This is a genomic window from Nitrospirota bacterium (assembly GCA_020846775.1).
Classification (GTDB): domain Bacteria; phylum Nitrospirota; class 9FT-COMBO-42-15; order HDB-SIOI813; family HDB-SIOI813; genus RBG-16-43-11.
The window spans coordinates 1-17,651 of record JADLDG010000030.1 but is presented as its reverse complement, the minus strand read 5'-3'; the positions used below and the strand labels follow the sequence as shown (position 1 = coordinate 17,651).

The 17,651-nt window shown below is 44.6% G+C and carries 12 protein-coding genes; all 12 read left to right on the top strand.

Features of this window, described 5'->3' with window-relative positions:
• The first annotated feature begins 316 nt into the window (after positions 1 to 316).
• The 12 genes from IT392_04730 (at position 317) to IT392_04675 (ending at position 17,525) form a co-directional block, all read left to right on the top strand.
• Positions 317 to 493: a helix-turn-helix domain-containing protein gene (locus tag IT392_04730; protein ID MCC6543791.1), complete on the top strand. Its 177-nt coding sequence runs from the start codon at positions 317 to 319 to the stop codon at positions 491 to 493.
• Positions 490 to 1,086: a DUF1819 family protein gene (locus IT392_04725; GenBank protein MCC6543790.1), complete on the top strand. Its 597-nt coding sequence runs from the start codon at positions 490 to 492 to the stop codon at positions 1,084 to 1,086. Before IT392_04730 ends, IT392_04725 begins: the two co-directional genes overlap by 4 nt.
• Positions 1,086 to 1,655: a DUF1788 domain-containing protein gene (locus tag IT392_04720; GenBank protein MCC6543789.1), complete on the top strand. Its 570-nt coding sequence runs from the start codon at positions 1,086 to 1,088 to the stop codon at positions 1,653 to 1,655. The genes IT392_04725 and IT392_04720 overlap by 1 nt, the downstream gene beginning before the upstream one ends.
• A 14-nt stretch (positions 1,656 to 1,669) precedes the next feature.
• The gene (gene brxC, locus IT392_04715; protein ID MCC6543788.1) at positions 1,670 to 5,215 is read left to right on the top strand and encodes a BREX system P-loop protein BrxC; all 3,546 of its coding nucleotides are present in this window, start codon (positions 1,670 to 1,672) and stop codon (positions 5,213 to 5,215) included.
• A complete protein-coding gene (gene pglX, locus IT392_04710) occupies positions 5,215 to 8,757 on the top strand; it encodes a BREX-1 system adenine-specific DNA-methyltransferase PglX (protein MCC6543787.1) in 3,543 nt (1,180 codons plus the stop codon). The genes brxC and pglX overlap by 1 nt, the downstream gene beginning before the upstream one ends.
• Complete coding sequence (locus tag IT392_04705) at positions 8,741 to 9,403, top strand: putative DNA binding domain-containing protein (protein MCC6543786.1); 663 nt, start codon at positions 8,741 to 8,743, stop codon at positions 9,401 to 9,403. Before pglX ends, IT392_04705 begins: the two co-directional genes overlap by 17 nt.
• Entirely contained in the window at positions 9,400 to 12,045 is a 2,646-nt protein-coding gene (pglZ, locus tag IT392_04700) for a BREX-1 system phosphatase PglZ type A (GenBank protein MCC6543785.1), read from the top strand. Before IT392_04705 ends, pglZ begins: the two co-directional genes overlap by 4 nt.
• A gap of 15 nt (positions 12,046 to 12,060) precedes the next feature.
• The gene (brxL, locus tag IT392_04695) at positions 12,061 to 14,088 is read left to right on the top strand and encodes a protease Lon-related BREX system protein BrxL (GenBank protein ID MCC6543784.1); all 2,028 of its coding nucleotides are present in this window, start codon (positions 12,061 to 12,063) and stop codon (positions 14,086 to 14,088) included.
• Between the two features lie 29 nt (positions 14,089 to 14,117).
• On the top strand, positions 14,118 to 15,215 hold the full coding sequence (locus IT392_04690) for a hypothetical protein (protein MCC6543783.1): 1,098 nt from the start codon (positions 14,118 to 14,120) through the stop codon (positions 15,213 to 15,215).
• Positions 15,216 to 15,543: 328 nt separating this feature from the next.
• Positions 15,544 to 17,046 (top strand): putative DNA binding domain-containing protein, encoded by a 1,503-nt coding sequence (locus IT392_04685; GenBank protein ID MCC6543782.1) that lies wholly within the window; start codon positions 15,544 to 15,546, stop codon positions 17,044 to 17,046.
• Positions 17,006 to 17,215: an SAM-dependent DNA methyltransferase gene (locus tag IT392_04680; protein ID MCC6543781.1), complete on the top strand. Its 210-nt coding sequence runs from the start codon at positions 17,006 to 17,008 to the stop codon at positions 17,213 to 17,215. Before IT392_04685 ends, IT392_04680 begins: the two co-directional genes overlap by 41 nt.
• 112 nt (positions 17,216 to 17,327) lie before the next feature.
• The gene (locus IT392_04675) at positions 17,328 to 17,525 is read left to right on the top strand and encodes a YwbE family protein (GenBank protein ID MCC6543780.1); all 198 of its coding nucleotides are present in this window, start codon (positions 17,328 to 17,330) and stop codon (positions 17,523 to 17,525) included.
• Positions 17,526 to 17,651: the final 126 nt, after the last annotated feature.

Sequence of the window (17,651 nt, the reverse complement as noted above, 5' to 3'; positions counted from 1 at the left end):
TCACAAAAATGGAGATTGCAGTGATTATGAAATTGTAGAGAGGTTTGTGGTGCTTTATTGTCATTATATATCTCTGACCTGTTATCATGTTTGTAAATAAGGTCAGATACCTAAATGTCGGTAATTGGGTTGGTTTACATAACATAAGCAGATGAAAGCTAAATAACAGCCATAACAACCCGAGCAATAAGGATAGTAAACTCCACATGAGTTCAATGATGAAGAAAGAGTTGACATTTTAAGTGTTAAGTTTAGAATATGGAATAATAAGGATTGATAAGGTTATTCAAAACTATAATTTATCGGAGCCAATATAATGGAAGACTTTCGTAAATACTTAACAGTACGACAAGTTGCATTAAAACTCGATGTTACAGAAGAATGGGTGCGGGATCTCATCGCCCGCAAAGAAATTAAAGCCGTTAAGATCGGGCAGTGGAAAATTAAGCCTGAAGACATGGAAGAATTTATTGAATCAAGAAGAAATATATGACAGTACATTATATCGCCAATATAACAGCAGGTGCCTTATTGGTGTCTGAAAGCAGAAAGATTGCAGATATGATGATCCGGAAGGTTTCAATTGAAGAATGGAAGGATGCTGTTGAAAATAAGAATATCCTGCAGAAGCTGAGTGTCTCATCATCTAAAAGAATCGCATCATTCATAAAGGCTCGTTTATGGTTGATGACTCCGGAACTTTGGGAAATGGTTAGGGACGGAGATGCAGTCCTTGCAACGCAGGCCATCTTCGCCGCTGCGATTAAGCATTGCAGGATTTTAGGGGATTATTTGGATATTGTCGTTCGCGTGCAATTCAGGAAGATGGAAGACAGGCTGACACCGTTATTATGGGATGAGTTCGTTATCTCATGTAAGCAAAGAGACCCTCTTATGGAGGATTTCCCGCCATCTACTGCAAAGAAAATGCGCAGCGTGACACATAAGATCCTTGCGGAAGTTGGTTATTTACAGAGTCCACATACCTGGAAACTAAAAAGGATAGTGATTGTACCTGAGGTTATGGAATATCTGATCCGGCATAATGAAGAGTATGTGCTTAAATGCATACAGGTGAATAAATAATGACATTCCAGGACCGGCTGAATAAGATATTACCGGAGGTAACAAGCGATGGATTTTTGAAGAGAAATAAACTAAGCGGTGATATCCCTTTTTATGTCTTTGATTATCTTCCGGAAGATGAATTGAAAATGCGTGAGCATATTTTATTTATGGAAGAGAGGATTAAGAAACAACACTCAGGTATTAAATTTATGCATGTCAGATTATTCAATCTGATGATTGAACATCTCACGGAACGTGGGACCATCAATAAGGCGTATGATCTGGAATGCGGGAAAGGATCGGCGGCATTGTGGAAGGCAATATCAGCGGCTGTTAAGCCGGAGCGGTTTGTAAATATCATTGCAGAGAAATATAATCTTTCGCAATGTGACCTTGTATTTATCAGCGGTATTGGCACTATCTGGCCCTGGGTCAGGGCTCATTCACTACTGAATAATCTGCAAAGCATTACCGGTAATGCATCGGTTGTACTGTTTTATCCCGGGAAATACAGCGGTCAGTCTTTTCGATTATTCGACCGGCTTGGGGAGGACAATTACTACAGGGCCTTTAGATTGGTTCCTTAAAAAACGGAGTCATAATGAAAATCAAAGCAATTTTCAAAAAAGACATCTTTCGTGCAATTAACGGCGTTATCAAGGCCGAGCAAAAAGACGAGGCATCTATATATCAGGAGCTTGACGAACTTGTGCTGACGAAGGAGTTAACCGGCCATCTTGACCGATTCTTCTCTGTATACGCTGATACGGTTGACGATCCCATAAGCTCTGACGCCGCTGGCAAGGTAGGCGTCTGGGTATCCGGTTTCTTTGGATCAGGAAAGTCGCATTTTATCAAAGTTCTTTACTATTTATTTGCAAATACGTCCGTGAAAAAGGACGGCAAAAATAAAACCGCATTACAGTTTTTTGAAGAAAAGATAAGTGATGCCATGCTGGCCGGAACCGTTAAACGGGTTGCTGGTAAAGATATAGACGCGATCCTGTTCAATATTGACAGCAAGGCAGATCAATCCCGCGGTCGCGATGCGATCCTGTCAGTCTTCTTAAAAGTCTTAAATGAGCTTCAGGGCTACAGCCCGGATCATCCGCATATTGCACACATGGAACGGTATCTCGATAAAAAGAACAAGTTAGATGACTTCAAGCGGGAGTACAGGGCCCTGACTAACGAAGAATGGGATGACAGAAGGGTTGACTGGCAGTTTAACCAGGACGAGATCGTAAAATCTCTCACGAGAGTGCTTGGCCAAAGCGAAGAGTCGTGTCATCGTTGGATAGACCACGCTGAGACGGATTTTTCCCTGACGGTAGAGAATTTTGCCAGGTGGGTAAAAGAGTATCTTGATGCTAAAGGCCCATCGCACAGGTTATTTTTCTTTGTAGATGAGATCGGTCAGTTTATAGGTAGTGACGGGCATTTGATGCTAAGCCTTCAGACTATCGTTGAGAATCTGGGGGTTGCCTGCGCAGGCAGGGCATGGGTCGTCGTTACCTCTCAGGAGGATATTGACACTGTTCTGGGATCTCTTAGTAATGCCCGTAGAAATGATTTTTCAAAGATTCAGGGCCGGTTCAAGACGCGGATCTCCTTATCAAGCTCAAATACAGACGAAGTCATTCAGCGTCGGCTTCTGGAAAAGAACGATGACTGCGTTGCCGGGCTGAAGAAACTATATACACCCAATGCCGATATCTTGAAAAATCAGCTTACCTTTACTCCGGATACCGGTATGACCCTTCTGTCCTATAACAATCCCGATGAATTCGTGAGCAATTACCCTTTTGTCCCCTATCAATTCAAGCTGATTCAAAAGGTATTTGAAACGATCCGCCGCGCTGGAGCCACAGGGCTGCATCTATCCCGCGGAGAACGCTCCATGCTGGATGCGTTTCAGTTCGCGGCCCAGCAGGCAGCCTCAAAAGACACAGGGGTCCTCGTGCCGCTTTACTGGTTTTATCCTTCTATTGAGAGTTTCCTTGATACCGCAGTCAAACGCACGATTGATCAGGCAAGCCAGAATAAGACGCTCCATGAGTTTGATGTTTCCATACTTAAGGCGCTGTTTATGATCCGCTATATTCAGGAGGTTAAAGGAAACGTAGATAACCTTGTCACTTTATGCATAGAAGGAATTGATGAAGATCGTCTTATCCTCCGCAAAAAGATCGAAGAGTCCCTTTTAAGGCTTGAAAAGGAAACGCTCATCGCCCGAAGCGGGGAGAATTATTATTTCCTTACCAATGAAGAACAGGATGTCAGCCGTGAGATCAAGAATACGGACTTGGGCTTTGGCGATGAAAGCCGCGCATTAAGTAAAATAATCTTTGAGGATATTTACCGGGGCGAGAAAAAACATCGTTACGTAAAGACCGGGAAAGATTTTGATCTCCTGCGGATGTGTGATTTACAGGTCTGCGGCGGACGTGTTGAGCGGGGCCTTACTATTTCCGTTATCTCTGCTTTTTATGACGAATATTCTTTTTATAATTCGCTCCGATGTATCGGGGAAAGCATCAACGATAATGGCTGCATTGTCATCAAATTACCGGATAGCGATCTTCTGGGGAAAGAAGTACAGACATTTCTGAAGACAGATAAGTATGTTGGTCATAAGTACGAAGGCAACCCCGTGATAAAGCGTATCCTTGATGAGCGCAAGTCCGAGAATCGCGAGCGTAAGGGTAGGATCATAGAGCTCGTCAGAGAACTTTTGAGTCGGGCGGAATATTACATTAATGGCCTGGAATGGCGCGCAGACGCAGTAGACCCGTTTATTGTGTCGAGTAATGCCCTGGATTATCTCGTTGACAACAGCTTTTCCAAAATGGGATACATTGAACACCCGTTCACTAATCCTCAGGCAGAGATCCCGTCAGTGCTGCGCCATGATGATACTGCGCAAAAAGTGTTTGATATGAACCTTCCTGACAATAACCCGATGGCAGCAAGAGAAGTGCGGGATTATATCTCATTATGTGCCCTGCAAAGTAAACAGATGGTTGCAAGCGATATAATAGAACGCTTCGCCGCCCGTCCATATGGATGGAATGAGTGGGAAACAGCGCTTATACTTACCAAGCTATTTTGTCTTGGAGAAATACAGTTTATCTTTAGCGGAGGGAATCTTGAGCGCCGACGGGTGGAGGAAGTTATCATGCGGACAAGTAACTGGAAAAAGGTAACGGTTCGACAGCGTAAAGTGGTTGACCTCGCCCATATTGAAAACGCACGCAAATTGGGCCAGGAGGTATTCGGACAAATGGGGCCTGACAAGGAACTGCCGCTTTATCAGTTTCTGAGGCAGAAACTGGAAGATTGGCGGGAGGCCATAAACCAGCATAAGACACTTGCCGGGACAGGGAAATACCCCGGGCTGACAGATATTCAGGAGATAGCCAGATTGGTTGAACTGCTATTAGACGGTCATGACAGCGTTGAGTTAATAGAGCGATTATTAGAAAACCGTGACGGACTTATAAGCGCCGCAAATACATTTAGTGATATAAATGGTTTTTATACCAAACAGCGGCCACAATGGGATGAGCTGCGTGATGCAATGTCTCGATTTGAGATTAACAGGTACGATCTTGAAAAGGGCGAAGATATCAAAACCGCATTGACAAGGATGCGGGAGATTCTAAATGCACCGGCACCCTACGGCATCATTCGTGAAGCCGCCTCGCTGATTCAAAAGGTGGGTCAAGCTAACGACAAGTTACTTGCCGATGCGAGGGATAATGCAAGCAGGGTCATAACCACTCTTACAGAGCGATTTGTTAAAGAAGCGCAGGATCTTAAGGCTTTACCTCAGGATATAGAACGGGCCAATAGGGCTTACATAGCAGTTGGCGAGAGGCTTGAGAGCGACGAGAGTATTGCAAACATCACCCGGTTTGAGGATGAGGCGAAGAATATCTTTGAGGCAGAAATGAATCGCGTGGCCAAAACAGTCTCCAGAGACGCGGACAGTCCACGGGTCAGGGAAGTGCAGATTGTTCATGTCCGCAACGAGTCAAGCAAACCCTACCTTGAATCTGATGCAGATGTTGATGAGTTTATAGATAATTTAAGCGGAAAGTTAAAAGGGGCTATTAAAGAAGGCAAGCGGATAAGGGTTGAATAATGAATAAAAGCAGGCTTAAAACTTATGCCCCTGCGGCGCGGGAAGAGTTCATAAAGGCGGTCACTGATCGGGCACACTATTATGGGATCTCTAAGGAAAAGGCCGAGCCCTGTACTGTCCAGGGCGATTTTGCCTTTATTGGCGGGCGGGCATTTCCAAAAGGGATTGCGGCTGCCCGCAATCTCCTGCTTGACCAGATTAAAAAGTCCTCCTTCCCTCAGGTTATTGAAGAGGTTGCCTACACATGGTTTAACCGTATCGCTGCCATCCGTTTTATGGAGGTGAACGGCTATCTCGCCCATGGCTATCGCGTGCTAAGCCATCCCGAAGGCCATGCTGAGCCGGAGATTCTTGAGAAGGCGCAATTTATTGAGCGGCTGGACGGCCTTGAGAAAGAGGAGATCATCAGGCTTAAAATGGAGGCCGGTAAAGATAATGAATTATATCGCAGGCTTCTTATAGCCCAGTGCAATGACTTAAATGCGGCCATGCCGTTTCTCTTTGAGCGCCTTGATGACCCGACTGAGCTTCTTCTGCCGGACAATCTCCTCAACACTGATTCTGTTATCCGGCACATGGTAAGCGAGATTCCGGAAGATGACTGGAAAGAGGTTGAGATCATCGGCTGGCTCTATCAGTTCTACATCTCTGAGAAAAAGGATGCGCTTATGAAGGCGAAGAAGGCGTATAGAACTGAGGACATTCCGGCGGTCACCCAGCTCTTTACGCCGAACTGGATTGTAAAATATATGGTGCAGAATTCGCTTGGCGCCAAATGGCTTGCCACCTATCCTGCTTCAGGGATAAAAGAAAATATGGAGTATTACATTGAGCCGGCGCCGCAGGATGAAGATGTCAGGGCCAGGCTCAAAGAAATCACCCCGGAAGCGATTAATCCGGAAGAGTTGACGGTTTTAGACCCGGCCAGCGGCTCAGGCCATATCCTGGTTGAGGCGTATGATCTCCTGAAGCAGATTTATCTTGAGCGCGGATACCGCGAAAAAGACATCCCGGCGCTCATCCTGACCAGGAACCTTTTTGGTCTGGAGATTGACGAGCGTGCTGCCCAGCTTTCCGGGTTTGCCCTGATGATGAAGGCAAGGGTGGATGACAGGGAGATATTCAGGAAAGACGTTAGCCCCAACGTTATATGTATAAAGAGCGGCAGTGGCATGGTAGTGCACTTCAAAGAGGCAAAGGAATTAATCGCGCTGTTTGAAAATGCCAGTACATTCGGCTCACTTATAAGGGTGCCTGATGATTTAAAAAGAAAACTGCCGGAGATAAAGGAAATAGCTGACAAGATGAAATCCGGCGACATGCTTGAGCAGAAAGAGGCAGAGGTTGTTACTGGTTTATTAAAGCAGGCAGTCTTATTGTCAAGGCATTACGACTGCGTGATTGCCAACCCGCCGTATATGGGTGGGAAGGGAATGAACGCTACTCTTAAGGAGTTTGCGAGGAGTCAATATCCGGACACAAAATCAGACCTGTTTGCAATGTTCATCGAGCGTGGGTTTGAGATGGCAAAGGATGGAATCGGTTATAATGCAATGGTGACGATGCAGAGCTGGATGTTTCTGTCTTCGTTTGAAAAGATGCGTTATAAAATGTTTGAGATGTCAGCCATACGGAATATGGTTCATATGTCCAATGGGGTGATGGGTATAGCATTTGGAACTAATGCAACAGTGTGGATTAATAAGAAGATTCAGCAATATAAAGGCAGCTTCTCTTTTGTAGATTATAGCGACCTGATAGAAGAGAACATCCCCAGAGAATTCCCAATCAAAAATGATCGCCTAAAAGATGCGTCTTCTGACGACTTCAAAAAGATCCCCGGCTCGCCAATCGCGTATTGGGTGAGTGAGAAGATTAGGTATATATTTGAAAATAGCAATGTTTTTGAAACCTATGCAACACCTAGGCAAGGTTTAGGTACTACAAACAACGATGTTTTTACAAGGTGTTGGGTTGAGGTTAACAAATACAAAATCAACTTTGGATGTAAAGATAAGAAGGAGGCCTTACAATCTCAAGCTAAATGGTTCCCTTATTCAAAAGGTGGAGGATTTAGGAAATGGTACGGAAATGACGTTGATGTTGTCAATTGGGAATATGATGGGCAAGCCATCAGAAAAGCTCTGATTGGTAAGAATCCAAACATACCAAGATCTGAAACCCATTACTTTAAGGAAGGAATAACTTGGGGGCTAATTACAAGTGCAAAGTTTAGTGCAAGATATTCAGTTGAAGGAGGGATATTTGATGTAGGAGGTTCTAAGGCGTTCCCACCTAAGAATCTTATTCATTATTTTCTTGGGTTGCTAAACAGTAAATTAACAGAATTGTTCTTAATAATAGTAAATCCCACTCTCAACTTCCAAGTTGGCGATCTTAAAAGAATTCCAGTGGTGGGTATTGAGAATATAACGCAACAAATCAAACGGATCATTGAGAAAATAATTAATATTGCAGTCATGGACTGGGACGCATTCGAAATATCGTGGAATTTTAGAGAACTGGCGATATTACGTATGAATGATAGCGATGGTAAAACTTTTAATGCGTATCATAATTACCGTATTTACTGCCATCAAATAACCGATCAAATGAAGAAGCTCGAAGAAGAAAACAACCGCATCTTCATCGAGGCATACGGCCTCCAGGACGAGCTTACCCCCGATGTCCCTATCGAGGAGATCACGCTTTTTGCTAACCCGCACTACCGCTACAAAGGCGATCTTACGGATGATGCACGTGAGACTCGCTTCAAAGAAGATACGATGAAGGAGCTTATCAGTTACGCGGTTAGCTGCATGATGGGCCGATATTCTCTGGATATACCGGGCCTTGTGTATGCCCACACAGGGAATAATGAGTTTGACGCGAATAAGTATGAGACGTTTCCTGCTGATGAGGACGGCATCATTCCCATCACCGAGCGCGAATGGTTTGAGGATGATGCAGCGTGCCGGTTTATCAGGTTTATTGAGACCGCATGGGATAAAAAGGGTCTGGATTCCAATCTGGATTTTATCGCTGATGCCATAGGCAGGAAATCCGGAGAGTCAAGCCGTGAGGTCATCCGCCGGTATTTTGCTGATGGTTTCTTTAAAGACCATTGCCAGACCTATAAGAACAGACCTATCTATTGGCTTTTCTCAAGCGGCAAGGAAAAGGCATTCCAGGCGATAGTCTATCTGCACCGCTATAATGAAGGCACTCTGTCCCGTATGCGTACTGAATATGTACTGCCGCTCCAGACCAGGATTTCACGGCAGATAGAGCATCTTGAAAAGGATAGAGATGCTGTGTCAGGGAGTGCTGCGAATAAGATCCAACGAGAGATAATCGAATTGCGAAGACAGCAGGCTGAGCTCCTGAAGTTTGATGAGCTTTTGCGCCACTACGCGGACAAAAAGATCAGGCTTGACCTCGATGACGGAGTCAAGGTCAATTACGCAAAATTTGGTAGCCTTCTGACTGATGTAAAAAAGATCTCCGGGGTAAAAGAGGAAGAAGATGCAGCTACCGATTAATATCAACGATTTATTAACTGCGAGAACCGTTGAATGGGAGCGGTTGGAGTTTAAAGCTGGATGGAACCCGGAGGCTGTGCTTCACACTATGTGCGCCTTTGCCAATGATATTCATAATCTTGGTGGTGGCTACATTGTTATTGGGGTAGCAGAAAAAGATGGGCGTTCTGTATTGCCTCCTAAGGGAAGATACCGTAACCGCAGAATAGGAGAGTTTTTAAAAGAACTTGATATGACAGAGGGGCGCGGAACAGGATTTCCGAAGCTTTTGCAGGCAATAAAAAGAAACGACTCTCCTTTGCCGATTTTTCATACAGATGAAGATCGCACTTATTTCCTGGTAGAATTGCCCATTCATCCAAGGTTTCTTGAGTTGCCTAAAGTTACAGAACAAGTCACACCCGAAGTCACACCCGAAGTCACACCCGAAGTACTGCGTTTATTAAGTGTATTTAAAGGAGATATGGACAGACGGTCATTACAGAATAAATTAGCTCTTAAAGCGGAGAAAAATTTCAGGTTACTATACCTGCGTCCAGCATTGGATATAGGGTTGATTGAAATGACGATACCTGACAAGCCTAATAGCCGTTTGCAAAAATATCGGCTAACTTCGCATGGCAAAAGAATGTTGGAACAACCATGAATATTGAACGTATAAAAGAAAGACTGGCAGAACTGTTCTTAAAACACAGGGTCGTTTTCTGGAATGATCCCGAAAGAGAGTTTGAGGAAATGTTACCCTCTATGGGGTTTGATGGCCCGGATGGAAATGACGACATCAATATCCTGCGGCCTGAAATGATCGGACAGTTAAAGACCAAGGTGATTATAGAGCTTGAGAGGCCAGGTGATAAGTTTCTTGTATATTCTGCCGCCGAAATCCCGCGGCCTGAAGATGATTGGCTTCTTGATGTGCGGTTATACAGCTATCAATTTTATGCGGATACCGCATCCATGATTGTTGAGGAGCTTGGATTAAGGACCCATTCTTTGCGTGAACACATAGCCAAACGAAAGAAATTCTTTGCCAACAGGCAAAGGATGGCTCAGCTAAAAAAAATAATTGCGCCGGGGGATAGGTCGGAAGATATTGACAGGAAGATACTGGCAGTGCTGGTGAAGGCGGACAGTGACCGCTTTTTTGATATAATTCACTCATTATATACCTCCTTTCCATTTGAAGAGGGGCTGGACTCCATACCTGCAAGATTCGTTGATATACAAAAGATGGAACTGGAGGATGTGTTCTGGAGATTTGCGAGGGAGGCCTTTGGTTATCAGTCTGAACAGCCTAACACGAGACATCTCCTGACATGTCTTCTTGTGAGTGATCTTCATATCTCTATCGGCCCTGCCCTGCCGGAGAATGTACGGCAGTTTGTATTACCCGGTAATTTTGGACGTGATGCCGCGGTCTGCATGAGTGAGTGGCGTGACAGCGTAAAGATGGCTGCATCGTATGATTGTCTTTCTGAGATGGTGGCTGAGGCTGTCTGCATTGAGCGATATTTGAAGGACGTCATGGATCTGGATAATGATGATAAGGTTTTTGATGCGATAAAAGGAGCTGTCACATTCTTTGCAGTGGAGAAATTATGTGCCGGCAGGATCAAGACTTACGTCCGTGAGCATCGGGATACGTTAGATAAAGATTCTATCATTTCTTTCTGCCGTCTCCGTCAGGAAAAGCACTGGGCAAACCGGCGGCTTGGCGATGAATATATTCCAAGGGAGGCGTTGTGGTCGGTCTACGAAGCGATTATTGCCGCGACAACTTTTATAGACAGGAAAAACAGTTTTCCTCGCGGATTCTCTTATGCGAATTCAAAAGGGATTTTTGATGCATACATCACGGATCTTCATGAATTTGACCGTCAATATCGTCTTTTTTCCGAATATGCGGGCATCGCAGACTCCAAAGGCTGGGCAGTGCTCAAAGACCTCAAGGATGAGATGGAAGACTTGTATCAAAACTGGTTTCTTGAGACCCTGGCGATTCTATGGGAAGAAAAGGCAAGTCTGGATAATTGGTGTATTGACGGTGTAACCAATCAGTATGACTTCTTCGGGAAATATCCTGAACGTAAGGCCGGTGATAAAAACGCGGCAGTTTTTGTAATTGTCAGTGATGCTCTGCGTTATGAGGCGGGTGTTGAGGTCAGCGAAGCCCTTAATGGACGATATCGTTTTAAGGCCAGGATAGAGCCGATGCTTGGATGTGTCCCTTCATATACAGCACTCGGTATGGCGGCTCTTCTGCCGCATACGCGTTTAGTAATTTCAGACAAGGGTGATGTACTTGTTGATGGTAGACCATGTGCAGGTATCGAGCAGAGAAGCGATATATTATCTGTGAAGAAGGGACTTGCTATAAAGTGCGAAGATTTAATCCGCATGAGCCGGGAGGATGCTCGGGAACTCGTGCGCGGTAAGAATATCGTTTATGTATATCACAATACGATTGATGCCCTGGGTGATGACGCCAGGACTGAGAACAAAACATTTTCCGCAGTGCACAAGGCTATTGATGAAGTCTGCGATATAGTCTCTTTTGTAATGAATCAGTTGAATGCAAGATTTGTCTTTGTTAGTGCGGATCACGGGTTTATCTACAGTGAAAAATCCCCGGATGCGACAATTCGTAACACAGGCCGGGACTCAGACATAAAATTTAACGGCGAGATTTTCAAAACGAACAAGCGTTTTATAACCGGGAAAAAGATCTCAGGAAATGAGGATGTTCATCGCGGCAATGTCTCTCTTACGGCCGGCATTTCATCAGAAAAGGATATGCAGTTCGTTGTGCCTAAAGGGATAAGCTTATTCTATTTTACAGGGGGAGCGCGGTACTTCCATGGAGGTATGAGCTTGCAGGAGGTAGTGATCCCGGTTATTACGGTCGAGCAGGTGCGGGGCGATGAAAAAGACAAAACGCGGGAAAAGACTGTTGGATTGCAGGTTCTGGGGCAGGACCATCGTATTACGACAGGAAGGCATAGGTTTGAGATTATTCAAACCGATGCCGTGTCTGAAAGGATCAGGGCAGTTACTTATAAGATCGGGATTTATGCAGGCAATGAGCCGGTAAGCGATATACAGACCCTAAAATTCGACAGTGTATCTCAAGAGATGGTTGACCGTAAGAAAGAAGTTGTCCTGACATTAAAGAACATGGCATTCCCGGTTGGTAAGCAGTATCGCCTGATATTCCGTAATGCTGCTACTGATATTGAAGATATGTCAATCCCTGTGAGGATAGACAGGGCTTTTACCAGCGATTTTTAAGGGAAGGAGCACTTGATGAATACGGAATTGGATAATCTGCTTAATAAACATTTTGGCGGTAAGGTTGTCCGAAAGGACTTGACCAAGAAAATCAAGGAAGGTGCGAATGTGCCGGTGTATGTCCTTGAGTATCTTCTTGGGCAGTATTGCGCGTCAACTGATGATTCGATCATAGATGACGGGATGAAGACCGTCAAGCGAGTGCTTGCCGAGAACTATGTGCGGCCTGATGAGGCGGAGAAGGTCAAGTCCATTGTCAAGGAAAAGGGCGGGCTTAAGGTGATTGATAAGGTGACGGTTGCGCTCAATGAAAAAAAAGACATCTATGAAGCGGTTTTTTCTAATTTAGGGATAAAGAATGTTATTGTGCCAAGTGACACGGTTAAGAAATATCAGAAACTACTGGCCGGTGGTATCTGGTCAATAATAAACCTGCGATATTTTTATGAAGAAGGACAGAGTGTATCGCCGTTTATACTTGAAGACATCAAACCTATCCAGATGCCGAACATGGACATGGAGACTCTTTTTGAAGGACGCCGGGCATTTACTGAAGAACAGTGGGTGGATGCCCTCTTGCGTTCATCCGGAATGGAGCCTACTCTCTTTGTGGAGCGGGTCAAATGGCATCTGATAGCCCGGATGATACCGTTCGTTGAGAATAATTACAATGCGTGTGAGCTGGGGCCGCGTAATACCGGCAAAAGCCATTTATATAAGGAAATCAGCCCGAACAGCATTTTAGTCTCAGGCGGCCAGACAACAGTGGCCAACCTGTTCTACAATATGAGCCGGAGGCAGATCGGGCTTGTGGGTGTGTGGGACGTAGTAGCGTTTGATGAAGTAGCAGGGATATCTTTTACTGATAAAGACGGAGTGCAGATTATGAAGGATTATATGGCGTCAGGCTCTTTTGCCCGAGGGCGGGATCAGATAAACGCCAATGCCTCAATGGTTTTTGTGGGTAATATAAATCAGCCCGTGGATACGTTGGTAAAAACGAGCCATCTGCTATCGCCATTCCCTGAGAATATGATTGATTCTGCTTTTTTTGACCGATTCCATGCGTATATTCCGGGATGGGAAATACCCAAGATGAAGCCGGAGTTCTTTACGAACAACTACGGTCTTATAGTGGATTATCTGGCAGAGTATTTACGGGAGATGCGAAAGCTTAATTTTTCAGATGCGATTGATAAATATTTTCGCCTGGGTCGGGATTTGAATCAGCGCGACGTGATTGCTGTGAGAAAGATGGTGTCAGGGTTGTTAAAGCTTCTTTATCCTCATGGTGAATATGATAAGGCTGCAGTTGCCAGGTGTTTGGATTACGCGCTTGAATCAAGGCGGCGAGTTAAGGAGCAGCTTAAGAAGATAGGCGGGATGGAGTTTTATGACGTGCATTTTAGTTATGCAGATAAGGAAACCAATGAGGAAAAGTATATCTCCGTTCCTGAGCAGGGCGGCGGTTTCCTCATCCCTGATGGGCCGATGAATCCCGGCACCGTGCATACCGTTGTTCGCGGCAGTAACGGGCATTTGGGATTGTATAGGATTGAGATTCAGATGAGCCCCGGTAATGGTTCGGTTCGTTTTACAGGTCTTGGATCAAACACCGCGGCTAAAGAATGTTTGCGTGTGGCCTTTGATTATTTTAAGGCAAATGCATCGAGAATAAGCGTTACGCCAAAGGCCGGGGATCACGACTTTCATATTCATGTTGTTGAATTACATAATTCCGGGCCAGCAGAAGCATTGACTTTGACAGCAGTCGTTGCGCTTGCCTCGGCGTTGATGCGAAAATCAGTTCAATCGCAAATGGTCATTTTAGGCAGTATGAGTTTGGGCGGGAATATAATTCCTGTAGAAAACCTGGCAGAGGCTATGCGTGTGGCTCTTGACGCTGGCGCCAGGAGAATACTTATCCCATCCAGCAGTGTCGGAGACTTTCAAACGGTCCCCGGGGAACTTTTGTCCAAGTTTCAGAACAGCTTCTATGCTGATCCGGTTGATGCGGTGTTTAAGGCTATGGGGGTTGAGTGAGTTTTCATGCGAATAGAGGTGTATAAACATTGGATGATCTGAAGAGAGAACTTAAAAAAAAACTTCCTACGAGCTTGTTGCCCCTTTTAGATAAACGTGATGGAGCTGCGCTACTAGCTCAGCAATTACCTAAATTAATTTCACCAGCACAAATTGCTACAGTAGCGGATGAGCAACGAGCCTGGGAATTAGTCGGTTTATTCTATCTTAACCAGAGGCGATTTCATGAAGCTCTGTCAATCTATGCACAGATGTACGACCATATGCTTGCCGCACAGGAAGAGATGGAGATTTGGACACATAAAGGAATGCCCCTTGTATGGATGAGCGATTGCTATTCAAAGATGGGTTTAGAAGTTCTTGCAAAACGTTATCTGATGTTAACCCTTTGTGAGGATGCTATACGCGAAAACGGAATGGTATCGCCTGGTACAAGCGGAGTTTATTTCCGGCTGGTTTGGGGATATGGCCTGCCTGATCATGAGTTAAAAAGATATGCTGTTAAAATAGATGAGTTAAGTAAAACGCATACAACTGATAGTCTTTATCCTGAATGGATACTTCAAGAGCTTGACCAAAACTGGATGACTGCTTTCCCAGCCCCTCAAGAAGCGACGATCTATGCTGTAAACACTCGATATGTTCAGAAGCTAATTTCCAAGTTGGGGGAAACGACAGGCAAAACGTTAGAGTTACTTGCAGAATATATGCTCTCGTGCATGCCAGGTTGCAGAACAAAACGTAGGCAGAGAAGTGGCTCTACAGACTACGATATAGTTTGTTCAATGGAAGGTATTGAGATGGATTTCCGATCAGAACTCGGACGGTATTTTGTGTGTGAATGTAAAGACTGGGCAACACCTGCAGATTTTACAACTATAGCTAAATTCTGTCGCGTTCTGGATTCGACAAAATCAAAATTTGGGATATTATTCTCAAAGGGAGGAATATCCGGTAAGGGTAAAACAATTTATGCGGAACGCGAACAGCTTAAAGTCTTCCAGGATCGTGGTATGGTTATTATCACCATAGACGAGGATGATTTAAACTACATTGCTGCCGGTGGTAATTTCATTTCTTTACTCCGGGAAAAATATGAAAGGGTCAGGCTGGATATTAATGTGTGACACAATTAAATCTTCCTTATCGTTTATAGACAAATGAAAAATATTCTTTTCATAATAGATTAAAGTAGAGATTGGTAGGTTACATACAAGGCGAATAAGACATAACAACAGCAAGGTCTAATAGCCCCCCGGCCGAGGCGGTAGATGGGGATCACTGAAATTATAGTTCTGAGCTAATATATCGGTTGTCAGAGTGTGATAACAGGGAAGCCACGGTCAACCTCCCTAAACCAGACAGAGGTCCGGCTGAGAAAATGCTGTAAAGGATAAGGTCATAAAAGGCAATGCTTTTATCAAAGAAATCTGGATGGAAAGGCAAGAAACAGGGATGAGTATAGAGCGGCTAAAACGATTGCTCAGACAGCGTGAAGACATTCGCCTCGAGTTCAAAGAGGCCAAGGCCGAATTGCCTGAGACCCTTTTTGAAACCATCTGCGCCATGTTGAACAGGGATGGCGGAGATATCTTGTTGGGCGTCGCCGATGATGGCGCGGTCAAAGGTGTAGAACCTTCAAAGGTAGAAACGCTTAAGACCAATCTGGTCAACCTTTCAAACAATGCCCAGAAGCTTGATCCCCCCTTCATACTCTTTCCGTTGGTGCATGATATTAAGGGGAAGATCATAATTCATATTCAGATGCCGGCAAGTTCGCAGGTACACAAGACCGGTAATGTCGTTTACGACCGCAGCAGCGAAGGTGATTTTCGGCTGACACAACCCCACCGGATTGCCGAACTTGTCAATCGCAAACGGGTGCATTACACCGAATGCGCAATCTATCCATTCTTGCGGTTTAAGGATTTTAAACAGGAGCTATTTCCGAGAATACGGAACCTGATCCGGAGCAACAATTACAACCACCCCTGGCTGACCTTGAATGATGAACAGATACTCCAAAAGGCAGGTTTGAGAAGGCATGATACAGATACAGGCAAGGAAGGATACACCCTTGCAGCAGCTCTCCTTCTTGGAAAAGATGAAGTAATCAAGAGTATCCTGCCTCACAATAAAATTGATGCGCTAGTCCGGAGGGTCAATACAGACCGTTATGATGACCGGGACTACATAGACACCAATCTGATTGACTCATACGACAGGCTAATAGATTTTACTGTTAAGCATCTGCCGGACAAATTCTACATGGAAGGCGACCAACGGGTAAGTCTGAGAGCTAAGATATTCCGGGAAGTAGCGGCCAACCTTATAGTGCACAGGGAATATACCAGCGCCCTTGCTGCTACGTTCATTATATACAAAGACAGGGTGGAGACTGGAAACGCAAACAATGCACATGGTGAAGGTCCTATTAGTCCAGATAGTTTTACCCCTTTTTCCAAAAATCCTTTGATCGCCAAATTCTTCACCCAGCTTGGGCGGGTGGATGAACTTGGTTCCGGTATATTGAACGTCAACAAGTACCTGCCTGTTTATACACCCGGCAAGAAACCTCAATTTATAGAGGGTAATAGTTTCAAGATGATAATTCCGTTGGATGAAAAGATGATTGCTAAGTTTACTGTATCAGATGGTACAGTAAGTGATAGAGTAAGTGATAGAGTAAGTGATAGAGTAAGTGAGGGTGTAAATGAGGGGATAATTGAGGGTATTAGTGCGGGTGTAAAAAGTAAACTTCTAAAATTAGTACTTGCTGTAATGAATAAGCCGCTTCAAAAAGCTGATGAACTGGCGATAGGATTAAAGGTATCAGTACCTACAGTGAACCGCTACATCAAGATATTAAGAGTAATTGAAGTTATTGAATTTGAAGGCCCGCCTAAAGCCGGTGGTTATGTTTTATCAGCACAATTTACAAGGGAAATTGAAATATGAGCAGCAATGCATCCGGCCTGAACCTATGAAAATCATTGCTGACCCTGCCTGTGGTACAGGCGGTTTTTTTCTGGCTGCTTATGATATTATAGCAAAACATGACCTGGACAAAGTGCAGAAACGATTTCTGAAATACAAGACCTTAATAGCCTTGACGCCACATGGTTGAAGGACACGTCCCTGGCAGACCTCGGCCACCTGCCGGATCCCGACACACTGGCCGCTGAGATCATCGAAAATATCGAGGCAGGGCTTACGAACTTTAAGGAGATATTGTCATCATTCAGGGGATAAAGAGGGCGGATATAAAGCCGGGAATGATTGTACGGGTGGTAACGAAAGAGGACCAGCGTTCTGGAAGGCTGACAGAAGGAGTCGTTAATGATATCCTGACAAAGTCACCTTCACATCCACATGGCATCAAGGTGCGCCTTGAAAGCGGCATTGTTGGACGGGTGAAAGAAATCATTGCCAAATAGCAGGTTCAGGCACTGAAATGGTATGCAATCCATGGCCGGAGAGGAAAGTATGAAAGACAAAGACGAAATAAAAGAAATCGTAAAAGATAAATATGGACAGATTGCAAGACAGTCTTCATCATCCTG